Source organism: Pseudomonas sp. TH06, assembly GCF_016651305.1.
In the GTDB taxonomy this organism is placed as follows: Bacteria; Pseudomonadota; Gammaproteobacteria; order Pseudomonadales; family Pseudomonadaceae; genus Aquipseudomonas.
Window position 1 is genome coordinate 4400635 of sequence record NZ_JAEKEC010000001.1, and the last position, 25178, is coordinate 4425812.

Annotated in this window: 30 protein-coding genes and 1 riboswitch; of the genes, 12 read left to right on the plus strand and 18 right to left on the minus strand. The window is 59.0% G+C overall.

From position 1 onward, the window contains the following. Positions 1-9 precede the first annotated feature (9 nt). The 8 genes from JFT86_RS19680 (at position 10) to JFT86_RS19715 (ending at position 7613) form a co-directional block, all read left to right on the plus strand. Positions 10-1383: an acetyl-CoA carboxylase biotin carboxylase subunit gene (locus JFT86_RS19680; protein ID WP_201232694.1), complete on the plus strand. Its 1374-nt coding sequence runs from the start codon at positions 10-12 to the stop codon at positions 1381-1383. Beyond that, entirely contained in the window at positions 1380-2252 is an 873-nt protein-coding gene (locus JFT86_RS19685; RefSeq protein ID WP_201232693.1) for an allophanate hydrolase subunit 1, read from the plus strand. Before JFT86_RS19680 ends, JFT86_RS19685 begins: the two co-directional genes overlap by 4 nt. Beyond that, on the plus strand, positions 2249-3223 hold the full coding sequence (locus tag JFT86_RS19690; protein ID WP_201232692.1) for a biotin-dependent carboxyltransferase family protein: 975 nt from the start codon (positions 2249-2251) through the stop codon (positions 3221-3223). Before JFT86_RS19685 ends, JFT86_RS19690 begins: the two co-directional genes overlap by 4 nt. A 111-nt stretch (positions 3224-3334) precedes the next feature. Beyond that, the gene (locus JFT86_RS19695; protein ID WP_201232691.1) at positions 3335-4657 is read left to right on the plus strand and encodes an allantoin permease; all 1323 of its coding nucleotides are present in this window, start codon (positions 3335-3337) and stop codon (positions 4655-4657) included. Between the two features lie 287 nt (positions 4658-4944). Then, entirely contained in the window at positions 4945-5661 is a 717-nt protein-coding gene (locus JFT86_RS19700; RefSeq protein ID WP_201238000.1) for a class I SAM-dependent methyltransferase, read from the plus strand. Positions 5662-5851: 190 nt separating this feature from the next. Beyond that, on the plus strand, positions 5852-6412 hold the full coding sequence (locus tag JFT86_RS19705) for a hypothetical protein (protein WP_201232689.1): 561 nt from the start codon (positions 5852-5854) through the stop codon (positions 6410-6412). Positions 6413-6474: 62 nt separating this feature from the next. Further along, the gene (locus tag JFT86_RS19710) at positions 6475-6795 is read left to right on the plus strand and encodes a hypothetical protein (RefSeq protein ID WP_201232688.1); all 321 of its coding nucleotides are present in this window, start codon (positions 6475-6477) and stop codon (positions 6793-6795) included. Positions 6796-6920: 125 nt separating this feature from the next. Beyond that, a complete protein-coding gene (locus JFT86_RS19715; RefSeq protein ID WP_201232687.1) occupies positions 6921-7613 on the plus strand; it encodes a M24 family metallopeptidase in 693 nt (230 codons plus the stop codon). Between the two features lie 14 nt (positions 7614-7627). Here the strand turns inward: JFT86_RS19715 and JFT86_RS19720 are convergent, their stop codons facing one another. From JFT86_RS19720 to JFT86_RS19745, 6 genes are all read right to left on the minus strand, one after another. After that, on the minus strand, positions 7628-7786 hold the full coding sequence (locus JFT86_RS19720; RefSeq protein ID WP_201238001.1) for a DUF2986 domain-containing protein: 159 nt from the start codon (positions 7784-7786) through the stop codon (positions 7628-7630). Positions 7787-7838: 52 nt separating this feature from the next. Continuing rightward, positions 7839-8165 (minus strand): phosphotyrosine protein phosphatase, encoded by a 327-nt coding sequence (locus tag JFT86_RS19725; RefSeq protein ID WP_201238002.1) that lies wholly within the window; start codon positions 8163-8165, stop codon positions 7839-7841. Continuing rightward, positions 8162-8356, minus strand: a complete 195-nt coding sequence (locus tag JFT86_RS19730; RefSeq protein WP_201238003.1) for a hypothetical protein — start codon at positions 8354-8356, stop codon at positions 8162-8164. The genes JFT86_RS19725 and JFT86_RS19730 overlap by 4 nt, the downstream gene beginning before the upstream one ends. A gap of 135 nt (positions 8357-8491) precedes the next feature. After that, positions 8492-9400, minus strand: a complete 909-nt coding sequence (locus tag JFT86_RS19735; RefSeq protein ID WP_201238004.1) for an alpha/beta hydrolase — start codon at positions 9398-9400, stop codon at positions 8492-8494. 67 nt (positions 9401-9467) lie between these two features. Beyond that, positions 9468-9896, minus strand: coding sequence for a hypothetical protein (locus JFT86_RS19740; protein ID WP_201232682.1), 429 nt, complete (start codon positions 9894-9896; stop codon positions 9468-9470). Then, positions 9893-10378 (minus strand): GNAT family N-acetyltransferase, encoded by a 486-nt coding sequence (locus JFT86_RS19745; RefSeq protein ID WP_201238005.1) that lies wholly within the window; start codon positions 10376-10378, stop codon positions 9893-9895. Before JFT86_RS19745 ends, JFT86_RS19740 begins: the two co-directional genes overlap by 4 nt. 403 nt (positions 10379-10781) lie before the next feature. On the opposite strand from JFT86_RS19745, the gene panB reads away from it, so the two are divergent. Then, entirely contained in the window at positions 10782-11597 is an 816-nt protein-coding gene (panB, locus tag JFT86_RS19750) for a 3-methyl-2-oxobutanoate hydroxymethyltransferase (RefSeq protein WP_201232680.1), read from the plus strand. Positions 11598-11603: 6 nt separating this feature from the next. On the opposite strand, the gene JFT86_RS19755 is transcribed toward panB, so the two are convergent. From JFT86_RS19755 to JFT86_RS19775, 5 genes are all read right to left on the minus strand, one after another. Next, a complete protein-coding gene (locus JFT86_RS19755) occupies positions 11604-12998 on the minus strand; it encodes a PLP-dependent aminotransferase family protein (protein WP_201238006.1) in 1395 nt (464 codons plus the stop codon). Between the two features lie 2 nt (positions 12999-13000). Further along, positions 13001-13720 (minus strand): hypothetical protein, encoded by a 720-nt coding sequence (locus tag JFT86_RS19760; RefSeq protein ID WP_201232678.1) that lies wholly within the window; start codon positions 13718-13720, stop codon positions 13001-13003. Next, positions 13717-14253, minus strand: coding sequence for an AAA family ATPase (locus JFT86_RS19765; RefSeq protein WP_201232677.1), 537 nt, complete (start codon positions 14251-14253; stop codon positions 13717-13719). Before JFT86_RS19765 ends, JFT86_RS19760 begins: the two co-directional genes overlap by 4 nt. 54 nt (positions 14254-14307) lie before the next feature. After that, on the minus strand, positions 14308-15360 hold the full coding sequence (locus JFT86_RS19770) for an FAD-binding oxidoreductase (RefSeq protein ID WP_201232676.1): 1053 nt from the start codon (positions 15358-15360) through the stop codon (positions 14308-14310). A 390-nt stretch (positions 15361-15750) separates the two neighbouring features. Next, positions 15751-16128: a low affinity iron permease family protein gene (locus JFT86_RS19775; RefSeq protein WP_201238007.1), complete on the minus strand. Its 378-nt coding sequence runs from the start codon at positions 16126-16128 to the stop codon at positions 15751-15753. Between the two features lie 81 nt (positions 16129-16209). Here JFT86_RS19775 and JFT86_RS19780 point away from each other — a divergent pair, with 81 nt between their 5' ends. Continuing rightward, positions 16210-16644 (plus strand): DNA methylase, encoded by a 435-nt coding sequence (locus JFT86_RS19780; protein WP_201232674.1) that lies wholly within the window; start codon positions 16210-16212, stop codon positions 16642-16644. Here JFT86_RS19780 and JFT86_RS19785 read toward each other — a convergent pair. The 4 genes from JFT86_RS19785 to JFT86_RS19800 are packed head-to-tail and all read right to left on the minus strand — an operon-like array spanning position 16641 to position 20134. After that, positions 16641-16856 carry a PLD nuclease N-terminal domain-containing protein gene (locus JFT86_RS19785; RefSeq protein WP_201232673.1) on the minus strand — a complete coding sequence of 72 codons (216 nt, stop codon included), beginning with the start codon at positions 16854-16856 and terminating at the stop codon, positions 16641-16643. The genes JFT86_RS19780 and JFT86_RS19785 overlap by 4 nt on opposite strands. Before the next feature lie 52 nt (positions 16857-16908). Then, positions 16909-17841: an ABC transporter substrate-binding protein gene (locus JFT86_RS19790; protein ID WP_201232672.1), complete on the minus strand. Its 933-nt coding sequence runs from the start codon at positions 17839-17841 to the stop codon at positions 16909-16911. Continuing rightward, positions 17838-18197 carry a (2Fe-2S) ferredoxin domain-containing protein gene (locus tag JFT86_RS19795; protein WP_201232671.1) on the minus strand — a complete coding sequence of 120 codons (360 nt, stop codon included), beginning with the start codon at positions 18195-18197 and terminating at the stop codon, positions 17838-17840. Before JFT86_RS19795 ends, JFT86_RS19790 begins: the two co-directional genes overlap by 4 nt. Next, positions 18197-20134: a TonB-dependent receptor gene (locus JFT86_RS19800; RefSeq protein WP_201232670.1), complete on the minus strand. Its 1938-nt coding sequence runs from the start codon at positions 20132-20134 to the stop codon at positions 18197-18199. Before JFT86_RS19800 ends, JFT86_RS19795 begins: the two co-directional genes overlap by 1 nt. Before the next feature lie 92 nt (positions 20135-20226). Next, positions 20227-20433, minus strand: a riboswitch (cobalamin riboswitch). 163 nt (positions 20434-20596) lie between these two features. On the opposite strand from JFT86_RS19800, the gene JFT86_RS19805 reads away from it, so the two are divergent. After that, entirely contained in the window at positions 20597-21724 is a 1128-nt protein-coding gene (locus JFT86_RS19805) for a saccharopine dehydrogenase (protein ID WP_201238008.1), read from the plus strand. A 9-nt stretch (positions 21725-21733) separates the two neighbouring features. On the opposite strand, the gene JFT86_RS19810 is transcribed toward JFT86_RS19805, so the two are convergent. Both JFT86_RS19810 and JFT86_RS19815 read right to left on the minus strand, forming a co-directional pair. Further along, the gene (locus JFT86_RS19810; protein WP_201238009.1) at positions 21734-22195 is read right to left on the minus strand and encodes a thiol-disulfide oxidoreductase DCC family protein; all 462 of its coding nucleotides are present in this window, start codon (positions 22193-22195) and stop codon (positions 21734-21736) included. Positions 22196-22266: 71 nt separating this feature from the next. Then, positions 22267-22899 carry a TetR family transcriptional regulator gene (locus JFT86_RS19815; protein ID WP_201232667.1) on the minus strand — a complete coding sequence of 211 codons (633 nt, stop codon included), beginning with the start codon at positions 22897-22899 and terminating at the stop codon, positions 22267-22269. Positions 22900-23011: 112 nt separating this feature from the next. Between JFT86_RS19815 and JFT86_RS19820 the strand changes: the two genes are divergently transcribed. After that, complete coding sequence (locus tag JFT86_RS19820) at positions 23012-23668, plus strand: class I SAM-dependent methyltransferase (RefSeq protein ID WP_201232666.1); 657 nt, start codon at positions 23012-23014, stop codon at positions 23666-23668. Between the two features lie 104 nt (positions 23669-23772). Here JFT86_RS19820 and JFT86_RS19825 read toward each other — a convergent pair whose 3' ends face one another. Beyond that, positions 23773-24513 carry an NAD(P)-dependent oxidoreductase gene (locus JFT86_RS19825; RefSeq protein ID WP_201232665.1) on the minus strand — a complete coding sequence of 247 codons (741 nt, stop codon included), beginning with the start codon at positions 24511-24513 and terminating at the stop codon, positions 23773-23775. Positions 24514-25178: the final 665 nt, after the last annotated feature.

Genomic DNA, 25178 nt, shown 5'->3' on the forward strand with positions numbered 1-25178 from the left:
GGCGCGATCATGACCAACGCCATTAAAAAATTGCTTATCGCCAACCGTGGCGAGATCGCCGTACGGATTATCCGTGCAGCCAAAGGACTGGGCATTCCTACCGTTGCCGCATGCAGTGAGGCGGACGTCGATTCCCTGGCGGCGTTCTTGGCCGATGAGGTGCACATTCTCGGCCCGGCCCGTGCTGACAAAAGTTACCTGAATGTCGAAGCCTTGCTCGGCGCCTTGAAAGCCACGGGGGCCAACGCAGTGCATCCCGGTTACGGCTTTCTGTCGGAGAACGCCGATTTTGCCAAAGCGGTGGAGGCTGCCGGCGCGATTTTCGTCGGTCCGAGCGCAGAGACGATCCGGCGCATGGGCGATAAAGCCGAGGCACGACGCACGGCGCAAGCCGCTGGGGTGCCGGTGGTGCCGGGTTCGCCGGGTGAGCTGTTCGACGTCGAAGCGGCGCTCAAGGCAGCCGAATCCGTTGGCTTCCCGCTGTTGATCAAAGCTTCGGCCGGTGGTGGCGGGCGCGGTATTCGGCTGGCGGAAAACGCCGAGCAATTGCGTGAAGAATTCCCCCGTTCCCAGCGCGAAGCCCAAGCGGCGTTCGGCAATGGCGCGGTGTATCTGGAGCGCTTTATCAGCCGGGCCCGGCATATTGAAGTGCAGGTGTTGGGCGACGGTCAGCATGCCGTGCATTTGTTCGAGCGCGAGTGTTCGCTGCAACGGCGCCGGCAGAAAATCTTCGAAGAAGCACCGTCGCCAGTCCTCAGCCAACAGCAACGGCAAACCCTCTGCGAAAGTGCTGTGCGCCTGACCGAATCCTTGGGTTACAAGGGCGCCGGCACCCTTGAATATCTGTATGACGATGCGACTGGCGAGTTCTTCTTTATCGAGATGAACACGCGGATTCAGGTGGAGCACCCGGTCAGCGAGCTGATCACCGGCATCGATCTGGTCCAGGCCATGTTGCGCATCGCTGGCGGTGAACCGCTGGGCTTCAAGCAAAGCGACATCAGGCTCCACGGCGCGGCCCTGCAAATGCGCCTGAATGCCGAAGACCCGGCGCGGGATTTCTTTCCGAGTCCGGGATTGGTCGAGGCACTGATCTGGCCGCAGGGTGAGGGCATTCGCGTCGACACTCATCTGTACCAAGGCTACCGCGTGCCGCCGTACTATGACTCGCTGTTGGCCAAACTGATTGTCCACGGTGCGGATCGCGGCGAAGCCCTGGCCCGGGCACGAACGGCTGTGGCGCAAACTACACTCACCGGCATGGCCAATACCTTGGCCTTACACGGTGAATTGCTTGAACAGCCGTGGCTGCACAGCGCCGATTTCCATACCGGCACCCTGGAAAACTGGCTGGCCGAGCGCCGCAGCGGAGGTGACGCATGAGCACTCCTATCCGCTACAGTTTTGGCGCCGACGAGCATTTGTTTGCCGAAGTCAGCGACAGCATGTCGCTGGACGCGTTCTTCAAAGGTCTGGCGGTAACCCGCGCCGTAGAACGGCTGGCGCTGGATGGCGTGCTCGATATCTGCCTGGCCAACGCGTCGTTCCAGATTCGTTTTGACCCGGACCGCATTGCCCCTCACACCTTGCTCGACGCGGTTAAGGCCGCCGAAGCCGGGGCCGTCGCCGAGCGCACGTTGCAGACGCGGATCATCGAGATTCCCGTGCTCTACAACGACCCCTGGACCCACGAAACCCTGATGCGTTTTCGCGATCGCCATCAAGATCCGAATGCCACCGATCTGGAATACGCTGCACGAATCAACGGTCTGGCCGACGTCGATGCATTCATCGCGGCCCACAGTGGCGCGCCGTGGTTTGTCTCGATGGTCGGCTTCGTTGCCGGGTTGCCATTCATGTTCCAGATGGTCGAGCGCGAGCGGCAGTTGCAGGTGCCCAAGTACCTGCGTCCGCGCACCGACACACCGAAATTGACCCTTGGTCACGGCGGTTGCTTTGGCTGCATTTACTCCGTACGTGGCGCCGGCGGTTATCAGATGTTTGGCGTGACGCCCGCGCCGATCTACGACCCGCAACAGCACCTCGCGTACCTGAAAGAACACATGGTGTTTTTCCGTCCCGGCGACATCGTGCAGTTCAAACCGATGGACCGTGAAGCCTACGACCGCGCGGTCGCTGAAGTGGATGCCGGTAGCTTTGATCTGCGGATTCGGCCGGTGGAGTTTTCACTGGACGCTTTCCTCGCCGATCCCGTTGGCTATCCCAAGTCGTTGCAGGAGGTGTTGGCATGATCAAGGTCCTCAAACCCGGCCTCGCCACTTCGGTACAAGACCTTGGCCGCGAAGGGTATTACCACTTGGGCATTCCGCCGTCCGGCGCGCTTGATCAATACGCATTGAGCGCGGCCAATCAATTGGTCGGCAACCCGGCCGGCGCAGCGGCGCTGGAATGCACGCTGCTCGGGCCGGAGCTGGAGTTTCTACAGGATGCATTGGTGGCGGTCAGCGGCGCGCACATGACGCCTCGGGTCGATGGCGTGGAAATGCACCATGACACCGCGTTCAGCGTGAAGGCCGGGCAGGTGCTGCGCTTTGACTTTCCCAAGGCGGGCGCTCGCGCTTATGTGGCGGTGGCCGGCGGTATTGATGTGCCGTTGGTGCTCGGCAGCCGCTCCACTTATGCGTTGGGTGCGCTCGGCGGTTTTCACGGGCGGCGTCTGGTTGCAGGCGACCAATTGCCGGTGGGTATCGCCAGTGGCAAGAGCCGTGCCGGGGCCAGTTTGCCCATGGCGTTGCGGCAATCATTGGGTGGCGAAATCACCCTGCGGGTGGTGCCGGGTTTGTACTACCACCGCTTGAGCGAGTCGGCGGCGAAGAGCTTTTTCGCCGAGCCGTGGACGGTCGGTTCGGAAGCCGACCGCATCGGTTATCGCTTCAAGGGCGGCAGCGCGCTGGGCTTCCAGCCCCGGGAGCAGCCGTTCGGCGCCGGTTCCGATCCGTCGAACATCGTCGACAGTTGCTACCCGATCGGCTCGATCCAGGTGCCCGCCGGGCTCGAACCTATCGTGCTGCACCGTGATGCGGTGTCCGGTGGCGGCTACGCGATGATTGGCACGGTGATCAGCGCCGACCTTGATTTGATCGGCCAGATGCAACCCAACCAGAAGGCCCGCTTTGTCGCGGTAACCCTCGAAGAGGCGCTGGAAGCGCGACGTTCCTATAAGAAAAAACTCAGCTGCCTGAGCAAGCTGTTCCCTTCCTGATTCTGCCCGCCGTCTAGCGCGGGCCATGCCAAACGGTACGCCAACGCCGCACTTCGGTGCGGTGACGGCTGCCCGCGCTTCAACCTTTGACTGGTTCTGGAGTTCACGCATATGGCTGCTTTATCGCAATCGAGTCAAACCGGGCAAGACCCGGCGCATCATCCTGTGCCCACTGATGCGCGCATGGGGCGACTGTCGCTGACCATGGCCTGGTGGGCGGTGTGCAGTGCGATGTTTTACATCGTGGTGGGTGCTTCATTGGCGTTGTCGTTCGGTGCGCGCAATGCGCTGATCGGCATGGTGCTGTCGGTGATCAGTTATGGACTGGTCAACAGCGTCCTCAGCCGCTTTGCGATTCGCAGCGGTTTATCGGTGGCGTTGTTTTCACGGCTGTTGTTCGGCAGCACCGGGGCGTGTCTGGCGACATTGATTTTCTTCTCGACCGCGATTTATTACGCGGTGTTCGAAGGCTCGGTGATCGCCGTCGCGCTCAATCACCTGTACCCGGAACTGATCTATCCGCTGGCGGCACTGGTGGTGGTGCTCTACAGCGTGCCGATGATCCTCGGCAGCGTGCAGCACTGGCTGGACAAGCTCAACGGTGTTTTGCTGCCGGTGTACCTCGGTGGTTTGCTGGTGGCAGTGGGGCTATCGATCAGCCGGTATGGCTACCAGCCGCAATGGCTGGATTTTGGCCCGGCAACGCCCACTGCATTCGGCTGGTGGGATTGTTTTGTCGCCTACATGGGCGTCTGGGTGTTGATGCTGTTCACCTTCGACTATGCGCGTTTCGGCAAACCCGAAGACGCCGAGTACCACGGTCGCTGGAACTTCGGCATGCCGTTCTACGCGGTGACGTTTCTGCTCAACGGCGCGGCGGGCATTTACCTGGTCAACAGCATTCCCCACGAAGGCGCACTGAACGAAGTCTCGGTGGTGATGGCGATTTTGCAGTTGATGGGCCTGTGGGGCTTGCTGTTTGTCTGGGCCACGCAAACCCGGATCAACACCGCCAACTATTACTTGGCGACCCTGAACATGCAGGCATTCTTCGGTCGATTTGGCCTTCGCGGTTCGTACCTGATTTGGGCAGTGGCGGTGGGGGTGATCGTCTACGGCTTGATGCTCGCGGACGTGTTTGCCTACATCCTCAAGGCGCTGGCCTATCAGGGGATTTTCGTGGTGGCCTGGGTGGGTGTGGCGTTGGCGCACATTCTCTACGGACGCAGTGACGTGGCAGCGCTCGAACGGGTGCTTGCGTTTAACCCGGTGGGCTTGACGGCGTGGTTTGGCGCCACCGCTTTGGGGCTGGCGTTGATGTTTTGCGGCGGCAGCCTAAGCAGCTTTTCCGCGCCCGCTACGGTGATAGCAGCGTTTGCCTTGCAGGCAGGCTTATCCCATCGAAGCCAGTGGCGGTTACGGTTGGCGGAGTAGAGTTTTGCAGTCACTCATCCGGTGACGACTTCCGACCGATGGCGGAGGCGGTGTTCAGTGGCGAAAAGCTTGTTGATCGCCACTGAACGAGAGGGGCTACTTGGTCACATCAAGGAGTCGGGGAATTCATCGGGATGGACTGCTTTCCTGAAGTCGGGTGTCGGGTTCGTTTGCAATGGTGTGTGGATGGCTCACATTCCTCACGGGAATGCACCGCATAAAATCAATGCATTTTTCTTATCCGATCCCCCGGCGTACCTTGCTGCAAAGACAAGGAGAATCGCCCATTGAACGCATCCGCTCCCACATCCGCCGATAAATTCGACGCTTCCCGCGCCAACGAATACGCCAGACAAAGCCGCATTGCCCTGGCCGGTTATGACGCTTGCCACGATCTGGCGGCGTGCATGTTGGCTGCCAGCCTCGGTCACTCGCCCTCGGCAAACGTGTTGGTGGTCGGCGCTGGCGGTACGGCGCAGGAAATCATCGCGATGGCGTCGCTGGAGCCGGACTGGCATTTCATGGCGGTGGATCCTTCCGCGCCGATGCTCGATGCTGCGACGCAGCAGTTGCAGGCCCATGCCTTGCAGCACAGAACGGAGCTGCACCTTGGGCTGGTCGACGACTTGCCGGCGGATCAGTTGTTCGACGCGGCAACGTTGATCGGTGTGCTGCATCACCTGAATGGCGACGAGCCAAAACTGGCAATCCTGCGTTCCATTCAGGCTCGTCTCAAACCCGGCGCTCCGATGATTGTGGCGGGCAATCATTACGCCTACGCCAGCCAACCGTTGTTGCTGGCGGCGTGGGGTCAACGCTGGCGGCAGCAGGGTGCCAGTGCGGAGGAGGTGAGTGCCAAGCTTGGCAAAATTCTGCAGGGTGCGGATCCGCCGCATTCCGAAGCGGCGGTTCAAGCGCTGTTGCGTGAGGCGGGGTTTGGCGAGGCGACGCGGTTTTTCAGCAGTCTGTTCTGGGGCGCGTGGTTGACGTGTAAAAGGGACTGAGCGAATCGTGTATCCTCTGCGCCGCACTCCCGGGACAGGATTCTCCCGGGACGAACAAGGATGATTGAAGAGTGAATACGGAAGTATGCTTGTCCCCGCGATCCCCGAACCTCCACGAGATGAAAGAAGTCACGCCGGTGAAACTACCGAATTGCGTGCTGTTTTCGCTGGCCGGAGTATTTAAGTCGTCATGATGCGTTTCATTAAATCGACAGCCCATGTTCTACTCTGCACGATTCAATATCTGGTCTCGGTTTTGATTAAGTTAGTGTTGGGTATCGCCGCAATACTGGCTTTGATTGTGCTGGTTATCTACGCAATGGCAGATTCAACGAAGCCCGAAATGGTGCCTCGGTTAGATGCTCTGGTTACGACGTTTCACGGCTATGGAATCTCTTATTATCAGGACCAGGACTGGTGTGAGAGTGTACGTGTCGAGTCGGCGGAGTATGCCAACTCGACCGCCTCGACTTGTGGAGTCGGTGACGAGAAAACACCGTTTAATGGATCAGGAACAGCGCTGTTTGCAAAAGCCAGGGAGGCGGCGAAAAAGGCAAAAATTGCTCCTGTAAGGCTCAGCGTTCAGTCCGCGCAAGGCAGTGTGTCGTTCGCACAAATCGATCTTTCGTGCTTTCTATGTTACGCATCTTATGTCTATTCACCGCTCACCAAATACCAGCCTGACGCGGCAGAAAAAGCCAGCGTCACCGAGATGGGTGGGGGTTGGTATTACGTGACGACAGGCATTTGATTCAGGCGCTCGCTCAGCATTTTTTTTGAATTTTTATACGTTTAGCTACTCAGGTACCGAAAATGAAAAGTATGAAGCTGTCAGTTGGTGTGCGGAACTTTCTGTTATGGATTTTTATGCTGTTGTTTATAGTTGGTACCAATACGTTGATCTATCTTTCTTCGCTTTTGGATTTTAGTGATGGTTCGCAGCTTATATTTGTCTTCAGTATTTATCTTCTTGTCTACGTGGTGTTTCTGATTTTGTTGGTGTGGGCGTGGCAGTTTTTGCACAGACTACTGGCGCTTAAACCACTGCCGGGACAGAAAATCCTCGTCACTTATGAACTGACTTTTGACGAGTACGAAAAGCTCAAAAATTACTTGGCAGAGATCAGAGCCTGAAAGCAGTGCTTGAGTGAGCGAGTACGCTGTGTCAGCCAATAAACGCTGGCCGACGGCTGGGAGGAAAGTAACTGCGGATACTCAATCAGCTTTAATCGAACCGGCCATAAAAGGAGCTTCCGTTCATGCCCGCGCCACGCAATCGACCCGTCCAGGCAGCGGCGAAATCCGTTCTCGCCCAACTCGTTGATCACATCACCCCAGGCTCTTCGGAAGCCTCTATCGCAAAGTTCGCCGCCGACCGGCTGGCGCACGCGGGGTACCCGCAAACCTGGTACTACGATTGCCCGGCCTTCGTACTTTTGGGGTCGCGTAGCCTGCTTTCAGTGTCGGGCCGCGACTATCAGCCCAGTGAAGAGAAGGCCGGCTTACATAACCTGGTAACCGTCGATCTCAGCCCGCGATCAGGCGAGATCTGGGGCGATTGCGCTCGTTCGTTTTACGTTGAAGATGGGGTGTGTCGAACGGTGCCAGTAGGTGAGGCGTTCACTGGCGGATACGCGGTGCAACAACGCTTGCATGCGCACATGCTGCAATTTGTTCGTCCTGAAACCACGTTTAACGAATTGTATGAGTGGGCGAACGAGGCGGTTCTCGATATCGGTTTCGAGAATCTGGATTTCCTTGGCAACGTCGGTCACAGCATCTGCGAGCGACGGGAGCAAAGGCTCTACATCGAATCGGGTAATCACCGGCAACTGGGTGAGGTGTCCTGTTTCACGTTCGAACCGCATATCCGTTTGCACGGTGGTCAGTGGGGTTACAAGCATGAAAACATCTACTACTTCGACGAGGACGGCGCGCCCTGTGAACTGTAGGGCAGAAACCTGAATCAGCCCTCGGAGGAAACCACCGACTCCGAACTAGCCTCGGCTTCCAGCTTCGCGCGCTCGGCCTTGCTGATGTATTTAGGCTTTTTCGGGGCCAGTTTTGCGTTGGCCTTCTTGGCTTTTTCCTTGAACAACTGCTGCAGTTTTTTCTGACGATTCATGTTTTTTCACTCGATGTATTAGTGGCGGAGGGCAGTGGTTCAAGCCAATGGCCTAGGTTTTGAGATAGGGCTGCACGCTTTCTTCAAGGATGCTCATCAACTCAGGATCCATGTAGCGATAGTCATCCGGAATATCCAGCGTGTGGATCGGTTTGTGCTCAAGCAGCCGGGCGTATTCGGCCTGCAAACGATTCAGGTGTTTGCGCTCCATCATGAAGATGACATCGGCCCAGCGGATATCCGCCGGGCCGACAGGCTTGCGTGCATTGGGGCTGGTGCCGGCCGAGCGGGCATCGAAGCCGGGGCGACGGCGCCAGATAGCTTCGGCCGTGGGGCTGCGCCACTGGTTGCGGCTGCAGATGAACAGGAGATTGGTCACTCTTGATCCAACAATTGGCGCGTGGTGCGGATGGGGTAGGGCATGCCGAGCTGGCGTGCCCTGACCAGCTTGTCAGAACGGGTGTACATCAACTTCCAGTTCTTTGGCGGTTTGAACTTCAGCGGATCGGCCGCTTTGCCATTGCCACATTTGCGGGCCTGTTGACGTCGCCAGGCGCGGGTTCTTTCCATGATTGTTTCCTCGTGAATACCGGGTTCAGCAGCCGCGGTAATACGAGTTGCGGGTATGTTAAGCGTGAATCGCGGCGGTGACTAGTTTCGGCGTTTCTCGTGGCTGGCATGCGCAGCAAAAATACCGCCACTCCCTCACATCGAAATAAAGTCCCGAACAGCCTTGATCGTCGGCGCCGGCGCTTCCTCCATCAACCAATGCCCCGCGCCGGGAATCACCACTTCAGTGACCTTGTCCGCAGCGTTACGCATGACGATCGCTTCGTTGTTGCCGAAGGATTTCTCACCGCCCACGGCCAGCACCGGCATGCTCAGGCGCTTTTGTAGTACAGGTTCGTTGTCGGTCGCATCCTGTCGAATGCTGCGGAACTGCGCGAACGCCGCGTGCATGGCGCCGGGGCGGGCGTAGAGTTTGGCGTAATGCTGCCGAGTACCTTCGTCGATTTTCGCCGGAGTGCCGGCGAATTCGTTCCAGAAACGGTCGAGATAGATGCGCTCGCGGCCGGCCACCAGACGCTCCATGTCCGCACCGCCGAAGTCGAAGTGCCAGAGCATCGGCGAGCGCACGATGTCGTTCCATGGCGTGATCCCCGGGACCGGCGCGTCCATGACCACCAGACGCTCGGTGCGCTCGGGATAGCGGGCGGCATAAGCGAAGGCGACCATGGTGCCGATGTCGTGGCCGATGATCACCGAGTGCTCGATTTTCAGCGCGCTCAAAACCGCGCGAATGTCACCGGCCTGGGTTTTCTTGTCATAACCGCTCTGCGGGATCGACGACAAACCCATGCCACGTAGATCCGGCACCACCACCGTATGATCACGCGCCAGATCCGCCGCCAGCGGTGCCCACATGTCACCGGTATCGCCAAAGCCATGCAACAGCACCACGGCCGGGCCTTTGCCACCGACGCGCACGTGCATTGTCGCGCCGTCGACGGGGATCTCTTGAACCCGGAACGCCGCAGGAAATGGCGTGATGTCAGCATGGGCCGCAAGGCTCAGGGCGAGCAGGCTCAGGGCGGTCAACAGAGAGCGAGTCATGTCGGTGTCTCCAATCAGACGAGCGCAGGAAGTAAGCGCGCTCGATCAGCGTAGTCGAATTGGAGAGCTAGCCTTGATGATTGCCCGGGCAGTCGGACGGTGTGGTGCCGATCTGGATCATGCCGGCGTAAACGGTGCGGTAGGGGCCATAACCCCAGGATATCGGTCCCCCATAAGCCACCAGATCGTAGATTTCGCTCTCGCCGAGCAACTGGCCATTGCGATTGTCGTACAAACGAAAAAACGCCGGGCTCTCCCAACTGACGAACCACGTCCGATCCTGCGGATCGTCCGGGTGGAACTGAGGATGAAAGGAGTTGAACAACAGCCAATGGGGTCTGAACTGCTGGACACGCACGCAGCCGTCAGGGCTGATATCCGCGGCCCCGTCCGGCTTGGCGAGCGCTCTTTCCCACCAGTCTGAGGCCGTCCATAGCCCGGCGTAGAACAGCAATAAACCGAAGACGATCAGGGTCAGTCGTTTTTGCCTGCTCATTCCAGACGCATACCCATTTCGACGGCACGATTCTCGAAGCCAAACTCTTCATACATACGCGCCGCGCGCTCATTGAACGGCCAGACCGTCAGGCGCAAATCCTGGGCGTCATGCTCGATGCCCCAATCCTTGACCAGTTGAATCAGCGCCCGACCAATGCCTTTGCCGGAAAACCGCTCCGCCACGCACACCGAGCCGATGCGCACGACATTCTGCGGCTGCATCAGCGGCCCCGAACTTGCCGAAAGATTGGCGGTAATGAAGGCCGCCGGCTGATCTCCGACGTGGGCGATGAAAGCCACCTGATTCGGCTTCTCGAACACCCCCGACCAGTGCGGCAGGTCGCGGGAAAAGTCTTCAGTGGGCGCGGCGTATATGTCTGGGCGGGCGGCGTGGTGCACAGAGTTGAGCAGTTGGCCTAACTCGCACAGGGTCAGTGCGTCTTCGGCGGTGGCGGGCCGGTAAGTGATGGTTTCATCCATGACGGGTGTATTCCTTGAGTGTGTTGACGGTGCATGAGGATATTACAGGGCGCAGTCGAGATAACCGACCGCTGATTTTTACCAACTGCTCGACCCGGTAGCAGCCTGCATCCTATGGCGAGGGAGCTTGCTCCCGCTGGACTGCGCAGCAGTCCCCCTTGGTTAATCAGTGAGTCGAGGGCTGCTTCGCGTCCCAGCGGGAGGAAGCTCCCTCGCCACGGGGTATTGGTCAAATCAGCGAGTGGCTGGGTTGGTTTTCAGGGCAAATCTGTACATTGAATTCTTCCCGGTCCAGCCAATAATCGAGCGCTCAATCCGCTGGGAGTCGAATGTCCATTGGCAGCATTCGACAGGGCCTTCGACGAGGTCTCTCACCCACGGGCAATCCTCTCAGGAAGAGCAAATGAGCATCCATACCCGCACCAAACGACTGACCGTTCCGCAACTGGTGGCGATGAAAGGCCAACAGAAAATCGTCTCGCTGACCGCGTACACCAGCGCTATCGCCAGGCTGATCGACCCGATTGTCGATTTCATTCTGGTCGGCGACTCGACGGCAATGGTCGGCTATGGCCGTAGCTCGACACTGAGCATGCAGCTCGAAGAAATCATCGGCCACACCCGGGCGGTGGTCGATAGCACGCAACTGGCCTGCGTCATCGCCGATATGCCGTTTGGCAGCTATCAGGAATCCCATGAACAGGCTTTTCGCAATTGCGCTCAAGTGCTGGCGCGTACCGGCTGTGACGCGGTCAAGCTGGAGGCCAACAAGGCCTTGGCGTCGACCGTCGAGTTCCTTGTGGCGCGCGGTATACCGGTCATGGCTCACGTCGGGTTGATGCCGCAGTTCGTCAACGTCATGGGCGGGTTCAAGGCGCAGGGCCTGAGCGCTGAAGCCGGCGCGGTGATTGCCGAGGACGCCCGGGCCAATCTTCAGGCCGGTGCGTTCAGTCTGGTGCTTGAGGGCGTGGCCGAAGGCGTCGCTCGGCAGATCACTGCCGATTCGAAAATGCCCACTATCGGCATTGGTGCTTCGCCGGCGTGCGACGGTCAGGTGCTGGTGACCGAGGACGTGTTGGGCCTGGGCAGTGCGCAGGTGCCACGCTTCGTCAAACAGTACGCCGATGTCGGCGCAGTGATCCGCGATGCCTGCGAGCGCTTTGCCGAGGAGGTGCGTCAGGGGCAATTCCCTGAAGCGCGGCATTGTTATGGTCTCTGAGCCGGACTAGCGCGCTTCGCCGATCGCCTGCGCCAGTTGCTTCAAGGCCTGGGCGATGTCCTTGTTCCATTCGAGGGTGTAGCTCAGGCGCAAGTGATGTTTCCAGTAGCCTTGCTGACTGAAGACTTCCCCCGGGATGATGACGATGCGTTGCGCCAGCAGGCGTTCAAAGACCCGGCGCATGTCCACCGGGTGTGTGGTTTTGAGCCAGAAACTCGCGCCGCCCTGCGGGACCACCACTTGCCATTGGCCTTTGCCGTGTTCCTCCAGTAACGCCTTCATGCGCTGCATGCGCTCCTCCAACAGCGCGCGCAGCGTTTGCAGGTGCTGGTCGATACGTCGGGAGTGGAACAGTCGGGCGATTGCTTTCTGCCGGGTCGGCGAGAGGCGAAACCCTCGCTCGATAAACAGCCGATGAAATTGCTGCCCATGCTGGCGACAGAGCACGTAACCGTAGGGGGCTTCCGCGCCAATGATTTTGTCGAAGGTCGACAACACCAACAGTTTTTCCGGGTCGGCAAAGTCGCGGTAGCGAGCAGGTTCCGGCTCGAAGCACAGTTCACCGTAGGTATCGTTTTCGAACAGCCAGATATCCCGCTCAGCCAACCAGTGACAGATTTTCTGTTTGTCCTGCGCCGGCATCAGGTTGCCTTGAGGGATGTTCACGGTCGACGACAGTACCGCCAGCCGGATGGGCTCAGCCTTGAGCAGCGCGTTGAGCGCTGGCAGGTCAAAGCGTCCGTCCTCGTCCAGTGGCATTTCGATCACGCGAATCTGCGCCGCCTGCAACTGACGCAGAATCGCCCACGAGCACGGCGATTCCACCAGCGCCAGCGTGCCTTGCAGGCTCAAGGCCTGGAGCGACAACGCCAGCACACTCTGCAGATCGGCGCCGATGTACACGTGCTCGGCCTGCCAGTAGCTCTGCGTGGAACGGGTATAGCGCTCGGCCAACGTGGCGCGCAACTCCGGTTCACCGAGCGATTGATAATGCGGCACCGCAGCGCCGGGATATTGCCGGGTCAGTTCGCGTTCCATCATCAACAACGGGTTCTGCAGCGACGCCAGCATCGCCGGGGCGTCGCTGCACAGTGCGAGCATGCCCGGCTGTCGTGCGTTGACGAACGCGGTATCCAGCAGGTTGCTCGATTGGTCATTCGGCAGAGGGGCGGGCATCGACCGGGTGAAATAGCCGAGCTTGGGTCTGGCGTAGATTCGCCCTTCGTCTTCGAGCAGCGAATAGGCGTATTTGGTCGTCGACACCGACACGCTCAGGCGCTGGGCGAGCTGGCGCAAGGACGGAAGTTTCAGTTCCCCCGGGCCATTGGCGGTCTCGATCAATTCGCTCAGATAGCGGTACACCGCCTGATAGGCAAACACCGCGTCTTTTCGGGTATCCATACTCACTCGCTGTGATTGCTGCGGTCCGCTGACATCAGCACCGTCTCCACCAGGTAAGCAGGCTGTGAGTCATGCAGCGCCTGCGCGCTGTCGAGTGCCTGTCTGATCAACCGCCGTTCCTCGCCCATCAGTATCTTTTTGCCGAATTCCTCGCATGCGCCACCGGGATCCATGTGCAACGAGAAGAGCCCGATGATCTGCTCGCCAGCCTCCTCGACAATCAACTCCATATAGGCCTCGTTCGATGTCGCTGTCAGATAGGTCAAGCCTTCAACGACCGCGCTACCGCACCACGAGATCCGTTCCCACGCCCATGCATTGCTGAGTAGATGCCATGGGTTTGCGTGCGGCGCGAGTGCTTGCAGTACCGCCAGAAACCGCTCGCAGGAAACAACATCAAGCGCATATTCGCGTTTGCCACAGTGGATGCGGCGTGAGGCTTCTGTTGTTGGGGCTGTAGGTTGAGTCGCGCCAAGCACTTTTGCCTGCAAAAGATAGCTTTGGGCAATTTCCGAAGGCTGTTCACTCCAGCCATTCAAGTCGGAAACGGGCGGGGTCCAGACCAGGTCGATGGTTTCGCCGTCGGCCGGAAGGTCGTTGATATCGAAGAACGCGAAGGTGCTTTTGCCCACGCCTGGCAAAATATCATCGAGGCGAAGCGTGGCGGTGCCGTAGTCGATTCCTCGATGCTGAGACCAGAACATCGGCCAGTAGATTTTCATGCTTCAGCCGTTTGCGTTTGAGTCGACAGGCCGGCGAGAAACGCCGAAATCTGCTGCGAACCCCGCAGGTGAACGACCGGTATTTGCGAGCCAATGGCCAATCGGTTGGCCTCAATGCCGGGGCGATTGACCCGATCAAAGTGCCAGACGAATTTCAGAAAGCCCAGAAACGCTTTATCCAGTCGCTCGGTGCAGCCGGCCGGCAGGTCCGCGCGTGGCCGGTTCAAGGCGCTACGCAGAATGACCCGGCGCAAACAGGTCAGGCGCGGTGTATCGAGCCAGATAATCAGATCCGCACGGGGCAGCCGCAGATCGAAGGTGCGGCGCGAATAATTGCCCTCACAGACCCAGGCGTCACCGGCTATGGCCTGTCGCAGCCGTTCGCGGAAAACCTGGTTATCCGGCTCGATCCAGCCAGGCTCCCAGAACAGCGGATCGAGATGCACCACCGGGAGATCCAGACGTTTGCCGATCTCGCGCGCCAGGGTCGATTTTCCACTCCCTGAGTTGCCCAGAATAACGATGCGCTGCATGTGCAAATCCTTTGCGAAAAAAGCCGGCAAGTCTAAATCAAGCACTGCCGGAATTCACCGGAATCGCTCAGGGCGACACGGGGCGAGGGCGGTGGATGATTGGCCGTCGATGATTTCTTCACTGGCGAGGCGGCCGACGATGGCGGCCAGTGTGACACCGGGATGGATCGAGCAAACGTAGGCGCCAGTGACGTTGGGCAGGAAGCCGACAATCGGCAGGCTATCGGCAGTGACGGGTTTGCGACCGATGCAGGCGGACTCTGGCTCGATGGAGGTGACCCCGTGAAGTTCGTTCTGAATGGCTTTGGCGGTTCGCAGGGCGATCGCTTGTGGAGAGTTTTGCGCTGTGTCGTCGAGATAGTCTTCCGCGGCCAGCAGCGTGTTATCTGCGCTTTGCCGCACTTCCATTGCCGGATTGGAAATGATCCCGCGCACGATATCGGCCTGGGTCTTGTAGCGAATGAGGATGACTGACGCGGCTTCGATGGGCAGCGATGTATTGAGCAAAGCGGTTAGTCGGGAAGTGCCGGTGCCCGCTGCGATAACGACAGTGTCGCAGGCGATGCTGCCGGTTGTGGTTTCAACGCCCGTTACCTGTGCATCACTGATTGTGAAACCGAGTACCCGGGTTTGTGTGAGTACCCGCGCACCAAACGCCCCGGCAGCGGTGATCAACGCGTGAGTCGCTTGCGCCGGTTCGAGTGCGCCTTCATCGGCGGCGAAATGGGCTTGCAGCGGGGGATGCTTGAGATTCGGTTCACGGGTGAGAATTTCGGTGCGTGACCGCAGGATTGCAGAATCATGCGCAAGGTCATCCGTGCTCGCCCCGTAAGACAGCGCGCCGGTCCAGCGTATTTTCAGCGCGGGCAGTTCGGTTTCGAGTCGGTGATATTCGTTGATCGCTGCACCGCGCAGTTGCGCGATGGGGTCGGGGCCGGCATGAGTCGCGTTGATCCAGCCAAACGAGCGTCCCGTGGCGCCGCACGCGATGTCTTCCGCCTCGATCAGCGTGACGTCGGCACCTTTGCCCGCCAGGTGATACGCCAGTGATGCGCCGATGATGCCGGCGCCAATGACCACGATGCGCTTGCCTGCTCCATGTTCCATATGCACCTCCCTGTTGTTGGCCGGGTGACGGTACTACAGGTCGGTGCGGGCTGGCTTGCGAATGTGGTCTGGCATTCAGAATTGCTTGCGGCTGACCTGCCGCCTTCGGAAGCAAGCCCCCTCCCACAGGGATCTTCGGTGGTGGTTGGATTGATGCAACAAAAAAGCCCGGCATTTCTGCCGGGCTCGGGGTGGGCTCAGATGCTTACGCGGCCATGTCCTTCTTGTAACTGGCTTTTCGTGCAGCCCGCATGAACAGCCTGCGGCCGGCATTACAGTTCACCGCTTGGGATGAATTTGCGCGGCCACGCTGATGTCCAACTCGTAATTAAGTAGCCGGCGCTATATTTATCTCGACGTCTATCGCTAATGACTCAAGGTGCTTTGCTCTCAATCAGCGATCGGGCCGACATCGACCTGATCGTCTTCCCCAAGAGAACTGTAATGCGCACGCAGTTTGCGCAGTTCCCGGGTGCCCATTTTGTCCAGGCACAGCGTGGCGTTTTGCGCGTCGGTGGTGGCCCGGATCAGCTCGTCGATCTTCAGATGCAAGATGTCGTTGTCGCGGTTTTGTGTGTTCTGGATCAGGAACACCATCAAGAACGTAATGATCGTGGTCGAGGTGTTGATGATCAGTTGCCAGGTGTCGTTGTAGTGAAAGTAGGGGCCAGTCAGTGCCCATATGACGATCAAGACGATCGCGGCAACAAAGGTTTTCGAGCTGCCGGCCCAGTTGGACAGGGACTGACAGAAAGACGCGAATTTCATGTGTGTGCGAGCTCTTGAGGAAGGTAAGGCATAGACCCCGGCAAACCTTTGAAATTCTTTTTTACAATTGCGGAGTGCTCAATGAGTAAAACGATCACCGCGCAGGACCTGCATATCCACTTTGGCCACGGCGATGAGACGCCGCTGTTCAAATGGTTGATCGCCAGTTTCCTGATGGGCAAACGCATCCAGGCCGACATTGCTGCGCAGGCTTATCGAGTGATTGTGGAAAAACGCCAGCGCGATACGCCGCGCAAGTTGGCCAACTGCAGCCATCGGGAACTGGTGGCGATGCTCGGCGAAGCGCATTACGTGCGCTACGACGAAACCACGGCGCAGCGCCTGCTGGCGTTGGCCCACAAGCTCAATGATGACTACGCGGGGAAGGTCGGCAATATCCTCGCCGCGAGTGCCGATCGCCAGGCGTTCGAAAAGCGCCTGGCGGAATTCGACGGGATCGGCCCGAAGACCGTTGAGATTTTCATGCGTGAAGCCGGCGCGCTGTTGTTCGGTTAACGCCCGGAATGCGACGCTGTGTTCTGGCTGATGTGCTTAGGGCCTGCGATTGCCCAGGCGATCAGTCCGAACAGCGGAACAAACACGATCAGTACAATCCAAACTCCCTTGTTGTTCGATTTCCCCTCGCTTTTACGCACCCGATTGATGGCCCACAGTTCGATGACTAGAAGAACTGCCGCCAGTACGATCCACACGGTTTCGATTTGCATTGGCTACCTCCTGATGGTTTTTCTTAGGTGGCGTGTGGTGCGGCGGGTTCATTTAATTTTCGTTGAGTGCCTTGAGTTGTCGGGCCAGATGCAGCGCGACAGCACCGCTGTTGAGCGTCGGCAGCAAATGAGTGAAAGGAATGTCGATCATGCGGTTTTTGCGCACGGCACGCAGGCGCGATAACACCGGGTCGTTCTTCAGTAACTGGCGTTTGCGCCAGGCAGGTGACCATTCGGCATCGGCCAACAGGATGACATCGGGCTCGCTGAGCAGCAGGGTTTCGCGGCTCACGGTCACTCGATACTGATTGGTCTCGGCGAACAGATTGCGTGCGCCGGCAGCGGCGAGCAGGGTGGTCACGAACCCGCGCCCACCCTCCGAGTCGAGGCCGTTGACCTCGCTGTCGAGATAGAACACCGACAACGGTTTTTCAGCGCCGATCAGCGCGCGTGCACGGGCCAGATCGGCATCCATGGCGGCGCTGAGTTGCTGGGCTTTTTGCTGTTTGTGCAGCAGTGCGCCGAGGGTGTGCAGGTCGTGGCGCACGTGTTCGAAGTAATCCAGCGAATGCCCCGCGCAGGCGGCTTCCAGTAAGTAGGAGCCGACACCGTTGCGTGCCAGACCCGAGCGCGAGGTCACGCCGTCGCCGAAAGCCGTGGCAAACCCGCCGACCACCAGATCCGGTTTCTGCGCATAGAGCGCTTCGCTGGACGGGTAACGCCGCGCAATCACCGGCACGCCGAAATACTCGGCGTTGCCATCCCCGGCATGGGTATCGTCCAGATACGCCACGCCCACCAGCGTCGGGCCGGCATCGAGGGCGAGCAACAGGTCAGCGGCGTGCTGATTGAGCGCAACGATGCGCGACGGTGGTGACGGCGGTGATTGCGCGGCGTTCCAGGTCTCGCCGCAATTACGCAAGCTGTCGGCACCCGCCGCAGTGGACCAGAGCAGGGCGCTCGCCAGTAGCCATGGCGCCCTCATGTGCGCGCCTTGATCAGCAGATCGACGACCACCTCGCCGCCGACCAGATGCCCTTCGACCAGCCGTTGCACATCGTCGTTGCTGTGCACGCCATACCAGCACGTCTCCGGGTACACCGTGAGAATCGGCCCCAGATTGCACGGGAACTGACAGTGCGTGCGCGTCAGTAGCACCCCGCCCGGGGTTTCGATGCGGTCATGCGCCAGCAAATGCCGGCGCAGGGTTTTCCATAGCTGCAAGGCGCCGCGCTGGGTGCAGCGCGGGCCGGTGCAAAGGAATACGTGGCGCGCATGTTCGGGGACGTGTGACCAGTCCGGGTGGGTGTCGATGCCGTCGTGGCTGATGGAGTTCGTCATCAGAAGGTGTACGTGTAGCGGACTTCGGAGGTGAACGGCCGTCCGAGGTTATCGACGTTATTCGAGCGACTGGTGACGTAGTCGCGGTCGAACAGGTTTTCCACCAGCAGGCTCAGGCGATGCTGGCGGGCATTGTCGAGGTAGCGGTAAGCGTCGGCATCCACCACGGAGTAATGCCCGTATTCAATCTGTTTCGAGCTGGTCACATCGCGGATATAACGGATCGCGCCGCCGGCACCCCACAAACGATTCTCCGACTCATAGCCGACGCGTGAGCGGGCGAAGAAACTCGGGATGTCGTTGATCGTCACACCGGTGCGCGACTCGGTGAGGTTGCGGGTCATGTCGGCCTGCACACTCCATTGATCGTTGAGCGCGAGTTTCGCGTCGGCCTCGAAACCGCGCATGCGGATCTGCCCTTCGCCGTTGACCCACTGGATGTCGTCGAGGGTGATCAGGTCGTCGATCTTGCGTTTGAACAGGGTGACGCTGGCGCTGAATTCGCGGTCGAGCAGCAGGCCTTTGTAATCGAGCCCCAGTTCGGCGTTGCGGCTTTTCTCCGGTTTGAGGTTGCGGTTGCCGATCTCGTCGCCCGGTTCATTGACGAACAATTGCTCGGCGTTCGGCAGCTTGTAGGCACTGCCGTACTGGCCGCGCAGGGACCAGTTTTCGTTGAGGTCATAAAGCGAGGTGAGCATGCTGACAGTGGCGCTATCACCGCTGGCCATGGCTTCGTGACGAATGCCGATGCTCGGGTGCCAATCGGGCAGGGCGTCAATCTGCGGACGCAGTTGCGTATAGATCGCGTGGGCTTCGGCCTTGTCGTTGTCGATGATCAGCACATCGTCCTGGCCCTTGAACCATTGGTTGTCGGTACCGACAATCAGCACATGACCACCGGGCAATTGTGCTTTGCCCTCGGCCTGCACACCCCAATCGGTGAAACCCCAGTAGTCGTTGTGGTTGATGACTTTGGTACCGCCACCGTCGACGTTGTTGATGCGCGTGTAGCGGGTGTCCCAGTCGTTGATATGACCTTTGACGAAGTAACTCAGACGCTCGTTGAGGTTCTGTTCGAAGGTCGCTGTGGCGATCTGTTGCACGCGGTCGTTGGTGGTCTTGTGGTTGTTGACCGGGCGGGCGAAGTCGAGATTGGCGTCGGCGTATTGGTAGAACAACTCAAGTCGCGAATCGTCGCCAAACGACTGAATGGCCTTGCCGCCGAACGTGGTGACTTCGTAGGCGCGTTTCTTTTCGGTATCGTTTTTCATGTCGCGGTTGCGAAACGGCTGGTAGCCGTCGGAGACGTTGTGGCTGACATACGCGAGCAAGCCGAGGTCGCCAAAACCGTTGCTGAAGATGTTCTCGACCCGGGCGTCTTCAGTGGTGCCGCCGAAGGTGTCCAGCCCCAGATTGACTTCGCCGGAAGCTTTTCGGCTCTGCGGGCTGCGGGTGACGATGTTGATCACTCCCGACACTGCCTGCGTGCCGAACAACAGACTCTGCCCACCCTTGAGCACTTCGATGCGCTCGATGGCGTTGGCCGGCAGGGTGTCCAGATACAGGCCGCCGTAAAGGCGATTGTTCAGGCGCACGCCGTCGAGCAGGATCAGCGTGTCGTCGTTGCGCCCGCCCAGCAGGGAGTAGGTGCCGTAGTCGAACGGGCCGTTTTTCGGCGCGACGTACAAACCGGGAATGAACATTTGCATGACGCGGCTGACATCGGCGCCGGGGCCTGCGCGCTCGATCTGCTCGCGGCTGACGATTTCCACTTTGCTGCCGTAGTGCGCCATGTCGGCGACGGTGGTGGACTCCACCGAGGGCGCGGAAACGATTTGCTGATTGAGTTCCAGCGGCGCGTCGTCGGCCAGCAGAAACGGGCTGAACAGACAACCGAATAACAGGGATGGAGCCGAGGGATTGAAAGGTCGAATCATTGTCTTCTCGAAAAGGATCTTCGCAGAAGAGCATGCAGGAGAAGGCATCGCGCACAGCCAATACCGGCCCATGCCCGCCCACCGCAGGATTTTGCCAAACAGAAATTCCAGGCCGGTCTCCGGGCTCACGCGTATCGATGCCTTCACCTTCCCATGGCTTTATGGCCACAGTGGTGTGTCGAAAACATCACGCGTATACCGTTGCGGGGGCAGCACCGGACTTGTTCGAAAAGAACCTACCGGTTTCCCGTTTCACCCCATGCACGGCGGCATGGGACACCTGAAACTGGGCGGCATCTGAACATTCGTCAGACCGTTCGTCAACTCGAGCATGTTTAGGTTGGCTAAGTGTTTGGTGTCATGGCATTGGCTTGCAGGCGCTGTGCCCGATATCCTTCACGACCAGTGTGCGGACGTCCGCAATTGGGTAAAAAAGCAGCCGGTCAGTCAGGGAAAGTTGAAATGTCGTTCAGGGTGATGGTGGTCGGTGGCTACGGTAATTTCGGCAGCATTGTTTGCCGGCATCTGGCGGGCATGCCGGGTGTGGAGTTGGTGCTGTCCGGGCGCAATCCGGACAAGTTGCAAGGCAAGCTCGATGAGTTGAACAGCCAATCGGGGGCCGTTGCCGAAGGTTGGTGTGGCGATGCCATGGGACCGGAGTTCAGCGCCGCTCTGCGCTTGCTGAACATCCATTTGGTGGTGCATACCGGTGGCCCGTTTCAAGGGCAGTCCTATGCGGTTGCCGAGAGTTGCATCGCCGCCTCGGTGAATTACTGTGATCTGGCTGACTGCCGAACCTTCGTCAACGGCGTGGGCCTGCTCGATCAGCGGGCGAAAGCGGCGGGTGTGGCGATTCTCAGTGGATGCAGTTCGGTGCCAACGCTTTCTTCCGCGATCATCGATCAGCAGCGTCAGCGCTTCTCCCGCATCGACGCCATCGCACACGGCATTTCCTCCTCGGCGAAGATGCCGGGGTTGTCGACCATCGAAGGTGTGCTGGCTTACGCCGGTAAACCGATCCGGCAACTGAAGAACGGTCAGGTGCATGAAGTGTCGGGCTGGCTGGATCTGACCCTGCGCAAGATGCCGCAATTGGGCACTCGGTTGCTGGCCAACGTCGACGTGCCGGACATGGATATTTTTGCTGGTCGTTATGGCGCACAAACCCTCAGTTTCAAGGCTGGCGCCGGGCTGAAACTTGGTGGTATCGCCAATGGTCTGTTGGCGCAGGCACTGAAATTCGGGCTGGTGCGCGACCACGCGATCTGGGCGGCGCGCCTGCATCGACTGGGCACTCGGTTCGAACGTTTCGGCGATGGCAAAAGTGCGATGTACATCGATGTTCAGGGCGTGGGCGTTGACGGCAAACCGCTGTCCATGACCGCGCAACTGACCGCCCTGAATGACAAAGGCCCGGAAATTCCAAGCTGCGCCGCTGTGGCACTGGCGACAAAAATGGCTCAGGGCTACGTACCGTCAGCCGGGGCCCGGCCATGTGTCGGCGAGATCAGCGTCGACGAATACCTGGCGGCGATCAACGATCCGGCCAACCTGAGCCTGTTCGTGCAGTTTTCTGACGGGCAGCATTGAACAGGCTAATCAGGCAGACGGCGCCGCCATTTTCAGAAAACGCTGTTCGTGGTCGGGATCGGGCAGCAGACAGGTATCGTATTTGCCGAACAGGCGATAGCGATTCAACGCAATGCGGTCATAGCCCCAATCGCGCAGCACGCGTGGGAAAATGCGCAGCAGTCGCAGAGGCTGCCAGCGGCCGGACAACTGCTTGATGACTTCGAAAAAGGCATCCGAGCGTTCCCAGTAATGCCGGTCACGAATCACCGCCATGGTGTCGAACTGATCCAGCGGCAAACCCGCCCACGCGAGCAGCGCCTGGCCCTCGGGCGACTGCACCGCCGCCAGGCGCACACGCCGCTGATGATCATGCCGAATCAGGAACCGCGCCCAGCCATTGCAGAGTTTGCACACCCCGTCGAACAGCACCACCGTTTCGCCAGGCTTGAGCAGTGGCGCGGGGGTAGGGCGGAGTTGCGCGGCTGGCATGGTGTGGGTCCATTGGGTTGGGGGTGACGGGATCATAACCGTGGCGACGGTTGGCGTCTGCTTTTGGGCGCTCACGGTTGATTGAGCGACACCACATAAGCCCTGAACATATCCGCCAACCCATCGGCGAAATCGCTGATTTGCAGTTCGCTTCGCGGGCTGCCGGAGAAGTCTTTGCCGACCGAACTCAGTGTGGTCAATAGCAGATCGCAGGCCGCTGTGCGGATCGGGTCGCCAACATCGGGCAGCAATTCCAGCATGAAGGCGGCAAAGATCTGTCGACCCGACGCGCGCACTTCCTGGGCCTCGGGGGCGTCGCGATAGAGCGGCGCCGCGTCGTTCAGCGCGCCGCGCATCTGCGCTTCCTCGCACTCCGAACGAATGAACGCCTGCACCAGCGTGCGCAGGCGATCAAGCGGCGGCTCTTCGAGGTTTTCCAGAATCCGCTGCAACATTTGCGTGGTGCGCCGCCACTCATCGCTCTGCAAACGGAACAGAATCGCAGCCTTGTTGGGGAAGTATTGGTACAACGAGCCAATGCTCACGCCAGCCTTTTCCGCGACCCGTGCAGTGGTAAAACGGCTGGCACCGTGTTCGGTCAAAACCTGAATAGCCGCCTGCAGAATGGCCGCGACCAGATCAGTGGAACGCGCCTGCTGCGGCTGTTTGCGTGAGGAAATACGGGCGGTCTGGCGGTGGGTCATGAGCAACTCGGATCTTGGTGGGGAATGCGAATAGCGGATGTGTTGAATCACTCGCATCATTTAAAAGCGACGAATCACTCGCATTTTAGTCCCCAACTAATGGAAAGCAATCATGACGACCCTGACCACTGAGCCCTTGGCAAGCCTGATCGAACGCCTCTACAACCAGGCCAGCGCCGCCACCAGCCCGGTGCTGGAGACGGTGTCTGGCGAAGAACGCGAACGCCTGATGCACAGCAAGACCGACTACCTGAAACTTTACGAATTGCTCAAGGACCTGTGGCTGCCGGTCTCCCGCGACACCGGCAAACTCCTGTACATGCTGGCGCGCAATGCCAAGGCCAAAGCAATCGTCGAGTTCGGCACCTCGTTCGGCCTGTCCACTTTGCACCTGGCCGCGGCGCTGCGCGATAACGGTGGCGGCGTGCTGATCGGCAGCGAATTCGAACCGTCGAAGATTGCTCTGGCGCGCCATCACTTCATCGAGGGCGGCGTCAGCGATCTGGTGGAGATTCGCGAAGGCGATGCGCTTGTGACCTTGGCAACTGACCTGCCGGAATCTGTCGATCTGCTCCTGCTCGACGGGGCCAAGGCGTTGTATGGCGAAGTGTTGAGCCTGATCGAAAAACACCTGAAACCGGGGGCGCTGGTGGTGGCGGACAACACCGACTACTGCCCGGAATATCTGGCTTACGTGCGCGCACCGCAGAACGGTTATCTGTCGGTGCCGTTTGCGGAGGACATCGAGTTGTCGATGCGGGTGAGGTGATGCACGTCTCTACAGGGGCCACCGATTTTGGTCGGTGACTCCTGAGGGAATGTCCAGGGCAAGGCTACAGCGGTTGTACTCAGTTGAACTGAAAGGCACCTGCATCAATCAGCTTGAGCGTGTCCTTCCAGAATCTCAAAAGCGTCGTCGAGGGGCGCGTAACCAACGGCTTTTCTGGTCTTATCGATCGAAAGGCGTTTGTAGCGGTTATCTGAAACTCCATGGACAACGTGGAATCCGGTCAGCTCGGCCTCAACGCAACGCCCAAGTAACGCGACGACATCCCGATAGCTGATAAATGCAGCTACGTCCCGAGGGCTGTGAGTTTCCCCTGGGTGAAATTCGGCTACGTTAGCAATACGGACTGCGATTGTTGTCATTTGCCCATCGTTGGCATACATCGAAGCCAGTGCTTCGCCAAACGCCTTGCTGACCCCGTAAAGGTTCCCGGGTCTGGGGGCCATCCATTCATGTACCTGGACATCCTTTGGATAACCTTCAATCGCCTGCGCACTGCTCGCAAATATGAAGCGCTTGCAGCCTTGAGTTTTTGCGGCAAACAGCATGTTGTAGGCACCGACAATATTCACAGGCAGCAGTGAAGACGTGAATTCAGCGTCCGCATTCGGATCAGCAGCGAGATGAATCACGGTGTCTATGCCTGCGCAGGCTTCAAGGCAACTGGCTTGATCTCTGATGTCGAGAGAGAAACGTTCGGCCGAGTCTGGGAGTGTTGATACGTCTACATCAGCCAGGCGCAGATCTGATTTATCGTCTCGCGCTGTCCAGAAAGCTCTGCCGATCCGGCCAGCAGCCCCTGTAACCAAAATTTTTTGCGTGCTCATTTCCGTATGTCCTTATGGTAAACGACACACTAGCCTCTCAGCCTTGTGACCGATTCACAACTTCCAGGAAGAGTGGAACGCTTGAATGCCAAATACTGACAGGCCGGAAGCAGCAGTCATAGGCAGTACGTAAGGGTATCGATATTTCCACCGCTGTTCATTCATGGACGGATCTGGGAAGTGAGCAGTAAAAGTGACCAACGCTTCGGCGCTATCCATGATCCCGCCCACGCCAGGACTGCACTGGGGATTGCAGGTGGTGATCTAGGGGGAACCGGCGGAGAACCAGGCGTTGGATCACATGGAGCCACAATAAGCATTATCCTTCACACCACCCTGTAGCAGGCGTGAAAGGTGGCAGAGTTGATGGGCCGCTTCCGGCCAGAAGCGGCCATTCGCAAGTGGCCTTTCTCGAGCCAAAGTAGACACCGAACCTCAGTGCCGGCTTTATCGCCAGCTAGCTCACACACGAATGTCACTGGCCTACTGAGCTCCGCTGTACGTTTGGAAGCCGCGTTGCCGGCAATGGGCCGCGAGGTGGCACTTCACTTTGAAAGAGGAGTAAGCGACTGTTTGTCAAAGCAGTAAGAACGGTGGATTAATGGAGTCGGCGGACCGACGTATAAGGAAACCGGCGTCCATCCAAGGGTTCTACTTTAACTAGT

Bases quoted from the DNA above. Each gene is read 5' to 3' on its own strand.
- JFT86_RS19680 (WP_201232694.1), top strand. From the start codon at position 10: ATGACCAACGCCATTAAAAAATTGCTTATCGCCAACCGTGGCGAGATC.
- JFT86_RS19685 (WP_201232693.1), top strand. From the start codon at position 1,380: ATGAGCACTCCTATCCGCTACAGTTTTGGCGCCGACGAGCATTTGTTT.
- JFT86_RS19690 (WP_201232692.1), top strand. From the start codon at position 2,249: ATGATCAAGGTCCTCAAACCCGGCCTCGCCACTTCGGTACAAGACCTT.
- JFT86_RS19695 (WP_201232691.1), top strand. From the start codon at position 3,335: ATGGCTGCTTTATCGCAATCGAGTCAAACCGGGCAAGACCCGGCGCAT.
- JFT86_RS19705 (WP_201232689.1), top strand. From the start codon at position 5,852: ATGATGCGTTTCATTAAATCGACAGCCCATGTTCTACTCTGCACGATT.
- JFT86_RS19710 (WP_201232688.1), top strand. From the start codon at position 6,475: ATGAAAAGTATGAAGCTGTCAGTTGGTGTGCGGAACTTTCTGTTATGG.
- JFT86_RS19715 (WP_201232687.1), top strand. From the start codon at position 6,921: ATGCCCGCGCCACGCAATCGACCCGTCCAGGCAGCGGCGAAATCCGTT.
- JFT86_RS19720 (WP_201238001.1), bottom strand. From the start codon at position 7,786: ATGAATCGTCAGAAAAAACTGCAGCAGTTGTTCAAGGAAAAAGCCAAG.
- JFT86_RS19730 (WP_201238003.1), bottom strand. From the start codon at position 8,356: ATGGAAAGAACCCGCGCCTGGCGACGTCAACAGGCCCGCAAATGTGGC.
- JFT86_RS19735 (WP_201238004.1), bottom strand. From the start codon at position 9,400: ATGACTCGCTCTCTGTTGACCGCCCTGAGCCTGCTCGCCCTGAGCCTT.
- JFT86_RS19740 (WP_201232682.1), bottom strand. From the start codon at position 9,896: ATGAGCAGGCAAAAACGACTGACCCTGATCGTCTTCGGTTTATTGCTG.
- JFT86_RS19745 (WP_201238005.1), bottom strand. From the start codon at position 10,378: ATGGATGAAACCATCACTTACCGGCCCGCCACCGCCGAAGACGCACTG.
- panB (WP_201232680.1), top strand. From the start codon at position 10,782: ATGAGCATCCATACCCGCACCAAACGACTGACCGTTCCGCAACTGGTG.
- JFT86_RS19755 (WP_201238006.1), bottom strand. From the start codon at position 12,998: ATGGATACCCGAAAAGACGCGGTGTTTGCCTATCAGGCGGTGTACCGC.
- JFT86_RS19760 (WP_201232678.1), bottom strand. From the start codon at position 13,720: ATGAAAATCTACTGGCCGATGTTCTGGTCTCAGCATCGAGGAATCGAC.
- JFT86_RS19765 (WP_201232677.1), bottom strand. From the start codon at position 14,253: ATGCAGCGCATCGTTATTCTGGGCAACTCAGGGAGTGGAAAATCGACC.
- JFT86_RS19770 (WP_201232676.1), bottom strand. From the start codon at position 15,360: ATGGAACATGGAGCAGGCAAGCGCATCGTGGTCATTGGCGCCGGCATC.
- JFT86_RS19775 (WP_201238007.1), bottom strand. From the start codon at position 16,128: ATGAAATTCGCGTCTTTCTGTCAGTCCCTGTCCAACTGGGCCGGCAGC.
- JFT86_RS19780 (WP_201232674.1), top strand. From the start codon at position 16,210: ATGAGTAAAACGATCACCGCGCAGGACCTGCATATCCACTTTGGCCAC.
- JFT86_RS19785 (WP_201232673.1), bottom strand. From the start codon at position 16,856: ATGCAAATCGAAACCGTGTGGATCGTACTGGCGGCAGTTCTTCTAGTC.
- JFT86_RS19790 (WP_201232672.1), bottom strand. From the start codon at position 17,841: ATGAGGGCGCCATGGCTACTGGCGAGCGCCCTGCTCTGGTCCACTGCG.
- JFT86_RS19795 (WP_201232671.1), bottom strand. From the start codon at position 18,197: ATGACGAACTCCATCAGCCACGACGGCATCGACACCCACCCGGACTGG.
- JFT86_RS19800 (WP_201232670.1), bottom strand. From the start codon at position 20,134: ATGATTCGACCTTTCAATCCCTCGGCTCCATCCCTGTTATTCGGTTGT.
- JFT86_RS19805 (WP_201238008.1), top strand. From the start codon at position 20,597: ATGTCGTTCAGGGTGATGGTGGTCGGTGGCTACGGTAATTTCGGCAGC.
- JFT86_RS19810 (WP_201238009.1), bottom strand. From the start codon at position 22,195: ATGCCAGCCGCGCAACTCCGCCCTACCCCCGCGCCACTGCTCAAGCCT.
- JFT86_RS19815 (WP_201232667.1), bottom strand. From the start codon at position 22,899: ATGACCCACCGCCAGACCGCCCGTATTTCCTCACGCAAACAGCCGCAG.
- JFT86_RS19820 (WP_201232666.1), top strand. From the start codon at position 23,012: ATGACGACCCTGACCACTGAGCCCTTGGCAAGCCTGATCGAACGCCTC.
- JFT86_RS19825 (WP_201232665.1), bottom strand. From the start codon at position 24,513: ATGAGCACGCAAAAAATTTTGGTTACAGGGGCTGCTGGCCGGATCGGC.